At 65.4% G+C, this 5773-nt stretch carries 1 protein-coding gene; it reads right to left on the bottom strand.

The annotated features are described in order from the left end of the window. On the bottom strand, positions 1–5773 hold a 5773-nt coding region (locus N005_RS03065), incomplete at both ends, for an amino acid adenylation domain-containing protein (protein ID WP_047699312.1).

Raw genomic sequence — 5773 nt, 5'->3', positions numbered from 1 at the left:
GGTCATCCGGGCGGATGCCCAGGGCCAGCAAATGATGGGCGAGCTGGTTGGCCCGGCTATTGAGTTCGCCGTAGGTCAGCGTCCGGCTCTCGAACACCACGGCCACGGCATCGGGTTGTGCCGCCGCACAAGCCTCGAACTGCCCATGGATCAGCGCAGTGTCGGCGTAGGCCACATCTGTAGCATTCCAGGTTTCCAGCAACTGCCGGCGCTCGGCCGGCGGCAGGATCTGCAACCCGTGCAACGGCGCCAGGGGCGATTGTTCCAGCGCCTGCACCAGATGCTCCAGGACCGTTAGCACATAGTTGCAGATACGTCCGGCGCCTATCGGCTCCTGGGCCATGACCGTCAGGTTGAAGTCTTCACCCAGGTCATCCACCGACAACGACAGCGGATAGTTGGTCCGCTCTTCGCCGCCCAGAACCTGGATACCTTCCCAGGCCGCGATGGCTTCGCTGGAGGCCGTCTGCGCACCGAGGTGGCGATAGTTCAGCAGCGCGCTGAACAACGGTGCCGGCGCGGTCACGCCGCTGCAACGCTGGGCCAGGACCAACGAGGCATGCTCATGGCCGAGCAAAGCGGTCAAGCGTGCATGGGTCGCCTTGACCCCGGCGCGCACGCCCTGCGCACCCAGCTCCACACGCAACGGCAAGGTGTTGATGAACATCCCCAGTGCCCGGTCGGCACCCTCGCCGCCCTGCATCCGGCCCAGCAACACGGTACCGAACACGACGTCGTCCTTGCCCGAGACGCGGCCCAGCACCTGTGCCCAGGCCAGGTGATACAGGCTCGCCGCACTCACCCCGAGTTGACGGGCCTGGGTCCGCAGGCGCCGGCTGAGCGCTCCATCCACCGGCTGGCGGACCTCTTCGATCCCACGTCCGTCGCCCTGCACATCCTGCAGGCCGAACGGCAACGTCGGCTCGGTCACATCGCCCAGCATCTCGCGGAAGAATCCTTCGTGTTCCTCGCGGCTGATGCCCAGTCGCGCCTGGGCCACGTAGTTACGGTACGGCACCGAGGCTGCCAGCAGATGCTCGCGCCCCATCACATGGGCTTCGATTTCCGCCGTGAGCATGGCCAGGGACGTCGCGTCATCGACCATGTGATGGAACAGCAGCATGCCGACCCAGCGATTGTTCGCCACGTCCTCGGCATAGCCGATCCGCATCATCGGTGCCTGGCGGATGTCCAGGCGATAATGCCGTGGGTCCAGGTGCTCGCGCAGTTGTTGCGCGATATCCCCCGCCGCCGGGTCCAGCACGATCTCGTCGAGCCCCAGTCGAGCCTCGCGCCAGACCACTTGCACCGGTTCGTCCAGCCCTTCCCAGACCACGCCGGTGCGCAGGATATCGTGGCGGGACACCACGCCTTGCAACGCCTTGGCGAAGTCGTCCAAGCGGGAACGACTGTCGTAGGTGAACTGTACATATTGCAGATAGGGGTCGCCCTGGGCCGCGGCGAGGTGGTGATACAGGATGCCTTCCTGCAATGGGGCAAGGGCATAGATATCCTGAACGTTGCGTACACCGCCCGGCACCGAGGCGACGACGCGATCGATACTGTCCTGGTCCAGATCGACCAGGGGCAACATGTCCGGAGTGATCCGCGAGCAGTCGACGGGGATGAGGTTGGCCGGCACCACGATTTCGCGCACGCCGCCTACGGCCGCCGCCAATGCCGCCAGCGTCGGCTGGCCGAACAGCACGCGGACGTCGGCCGCCAGGTCGATCTGGCGCATGCGCTCGACCAGCTTCACTGCCAGCAGCGAATGGCCGCCCATTTCAAAGAAATGGTCATGACGGCCGACTTGCTCCACCTGCAACAGCTCTTGCCAGATCCGCGCAATCGCCGTTTCGACCTCGCCTTGGGGCGCCTCGTATTCACGGGTCACCACCGAGGACTGGTCGGGCACCGGCAACGCCTTGCGATCCAGTTTGCCGTTGGTGGTCAGCGGGAATACCGTCAACATCACGAACGCGCTGGGCACCATGTATTCCGCCAGGGAACCCAACAGTTCGGCGCGCAGTTCGGCCGCCGACGGTGGCTCGCCCTCGTCGGCAATCACATAGGCCACCAGGCGCTGGTCACCCGGGGAATCCTGGCGCGCCAGGACCACGGCTTCACGCACGCCGTTGCAGGCGGCCAGCTTGGCCTCGATCTCACCCAGTTCGATACGGAAACCGCGGATCTTCACCTGGTCATCGTTACGCCCGAGGTATTCGATGCTGCCGTCCGCCAGCCAGCGACCGAGGTCGCCGGTCTTGTACATGCGGGCGTTCGGCTCATCGCTGAACGGGTTGTCGAGGAAACGCTCGGCGGTCAGCTCATCGCGATTCAGGTAACCACGGCTCACACCCGCGCCACCGACGTACATTTCGCCGACCACACCGACCGGTACGGGTTCGCGTTGTGCGTCGAGCACATACAGCTGCAAGTCAGGAATACGTTTGCCGATGGGGCTGACACCGGTCAGTTGGGCGTCGGCAGCACACAGTGCACGGTAGGTCACGTGCACGGTGGTTTCGGTGATGCCGTACATGTTCACCAGTTGCGTACGGGCATTGATTTCACGGGCATACCACGGCTTGAGGATCCCGGTTTCCAGCGCCTCGCCGCCGAAGATCACCTGGCGCAGGCTGTGCTCCAGGTCGCTCTCACCCTGAGCCGCGATCAACTGGCGGAACGCGCTCGGCGTCTGGTTGAGGATGGTCACCCCGGCCTCGCACAGCAGCGCATAGCAGTATTGCGGGGAGCGGCTGACCAGTTGCGGCACCACCAGCAGGCGGCCACCGTGGGTCAGCGCGCCCCAGATTTCCCAGACCGAGAAATCGAAGGCAAAGGAATGGAACAGCGCCCAGACGTCTTGCGGGCCGAAGTCGAACCATGGCTGGGTGGCCGAGAACAACCGCGCGACGTTACGGTGCTCGACCATCACGCCCTTGGGCAAGCCGGTGGAGCCGGAGGTGTAGATCACATAGGCCAGGTGACTGGCCTCAAGGCCCGGCACGTCCGGATTATGCCGTGGCTGCTGCTCCATTTCCCCGGCTTCGAGCGGATCGAGCAGCACGGTCGGCACGTTCAATGGTGGCAGGGTTTCACGCCATTCCCGCTGGGTCACCAGCGCTGCCGGGCTGCTGTCGTGCAACATGTAGGCGATGCGTTCCGCCGGATAGGCCGGGTCCAGCGGCACGTAGCCCGCCCCCGCCTTGAGGATGCCCAACAGGCCGACGATCATGTCCAGGCCGCGCTCGACACAGATCGCCACCCGGTCGTCCGGGCGAATCCCCTCGGCCAACAGGCTGTGGGCCAACTGGTTGGCGCGGGCGTTGAGCTGGCCGTAAGTCAGCGTCTGCTCTTCATGGATCACCGCCACGGCGTCAGGCTGGGCCATTGCCCAGGCTTCGAACTGGCGATGGATCAGGGCGTCTGCGGCATATTCGGCATCCCGGGTGTTCCAGGTTTCCAGCAACTGCCGGCGCTCGGCTGGCGGCAGGACGGTCAACGCGTGCAGCGCAGTGTGCGGCGCTTGCTCCAGGGCGGTGACCAGGCTGTCCAGTGCCATCTGCATGTAGCCACAGATGCGTGCGGCACCGATCGAGGTGTCGACCAGGGCCGTGAGGGAGAAACCTTCCCCCAGGTCGTCGACGTTGAGGGTCAGTGGGTAGTTGGTGCGTTCGTCGCCATTGAGCGCCTCGATCCCGTTCCAGGCCGAGAGGCCATCCTCGGTCACCTCGGCGGCGCTATGACGGTGGTTGAGCAAGGCGCTGAACAGCGGCGTCGGTGCCGCCACGCCACTGCAACGCTGGGCCAGCGCCAGGGAGGCATGTTCATGGCCCAGCAGGTCCGTCAGTCGGGCGTGGGTCGCCTTGACGCCGGTACGAACATCCTGGGCGCCCACGTCCACGCGCAACGGCAAGGTGTTGATGAACATCCCCAGCGCCCGGTCGGCCCCTTCGCCGCCCTGCATCCGGCCCAGCAATACCGTGCCGAACACCACTTCCTGGCTACCGGACACTTTGCCCAGCACCTGTGCCCAGGCCAGGTGCACCAGGCTGGCGGCACTGACGCCCAATTGCCGGGCCTGGGCCCGCAGACGCCTGGACAGCGCAAGATCCACCGGCTCGCGGACCTCATCGATGCCATGGCCGTCCCCCTGCACATCCTGCAAGCCGAAAGGCAGCGTCGGCTCGTCGATATCGCCCAGCATGTCGCGGAAGAATGCCTCGTGTTCCGCCTCGCTCATGCCCAGTCGGGCCTGGGCCACGTAGTTGCGATAAGGCATCGCTTCGCCCAATCGCTCGCCTTGCCCCAACAGGTGCAGCTGCATTTCATGCTGCATCACATCCAGCGCGGTATGGTCCAGCGCCATGTGGTGGAACAGCAGGATCGCCAGCCAACGGTCTTGGGCTTCGTCCCGGCTGTAGACCAGTTGCAACATCGGTGCACGGCGCAGGTCCAGGCGATAATGGCGCGCATCGAAGCGGGTCGCCAGTTGCGTGGCGACATCGCCGGCCGTGGCATCGGCTTCGAAGCGCTGCGGCTCCAGCAGCACTTTGCGCCAGACCATCTGCAGCGGTTCGTCCAGGCCTTCCCAGGCCACGCTGGTGCGCAGGATGTCGTGGCGGTCGATCACCACCTGCAGCGCCTCGACGAACGCCTCGAAGCGCTGCAAGCTGTCGAAGGCGAACTGCGATTGCAGCACGTAGGGGTCGCCCTGCTCGGCGGCCAGGTGGTGATAGAGGATACCTTCCTGTAGCGGCGCCAGCGGGTAGATGTCCTGCACGTTGCGCGCACCGCCCGGCACCGTCGATACCAGGCGATCGATCGTGTCCTGGGTCAGGTTGACCAGCGGCAGCAGCTCGGGCGTGATGTACTCGCACCCGGCCGGGATGCGGTTTTCCGGCACGCTGATTTCCTTGCCGCTGCCGATGGCGGCGGCCAGTGCCGCCAGGGTCGGCTGGCTGAACAGCACCCGCACGTCGGCGCTCAGACCGGCCTGGCGCATGCGCTCGATCAGGGTCACCGCCAGCAGCGAGTGACCGCCCAGTTCGAAGAAGTGATCGTGACGACCGATCTGCTCGACCTTGAGCACCTCGGCCCAGAGCCGGGCCAGGGTCTGTTCCACTTCGCCCTGCGGGGCTTCGTATTCACGGCTGGCATACGCCTCGGCATCCGGAGCCGGCAGTGCACGGCGGTCCAGTTTGCCGTTGGCGGTCAGCGGGAAGGATGGCAATACGACAAAGGCACTGGGCACCATGTACTCGGCCAGCGTGCTCGCCAGTTGGCTGCGCAGTGTCTGCACCGAGAGAGTGACACCCTCTTCAGGAATGACATACCCCACCAGGCGTTTAGGTCCATTGTCGTCCTGCCGCGCCAGTACCACGGCGTCTTTCACGCCGGCGCACTGGCCCAACCGGGCTTCGATCTCGCCCAGTTCGATGCGGAAGCCCCGGATCTTCACCTGATCGTCGTTACGCCCCAGGTAATCCACGGCGCCGTCGGCACGCCAGCGCGCCAGGTCGCCGGTGCGGTAGAGCAAGGCCGCCGGGTCGGCGCTGAACGGGTCGGCGACGAATTTCTCGGCGGTCAGCTCGGGGCGGTTCAGATACCCTTTCGCCACACCATCGCCGCCGATGTACAACTCGCCCGCCACACCCACCGGCACCGGCTGCTGGTTCGCATCCAGCACGTAGACACGAGTGTTGCCGATTGGATGGCCAATCGGGATACCGCCCTCGCCCACGCTCTGGATTTCGTAAGTGGTGGTGAA

The sequence above is a fragment of the Pseudomonas mediterranea CFBP 5447 genome, from assembly GCF_000774145.1.
GTDB lineage: Bacteria > Pseudomonadota > Gammaproteobacteria > Pseudomonadales > Pseudomonadaceae > Aquipseudomonas > Aquipseudomonas mediterranea.
This window is presented reverse-complemented; position numbering and strand designations above follow the sequence as displayed.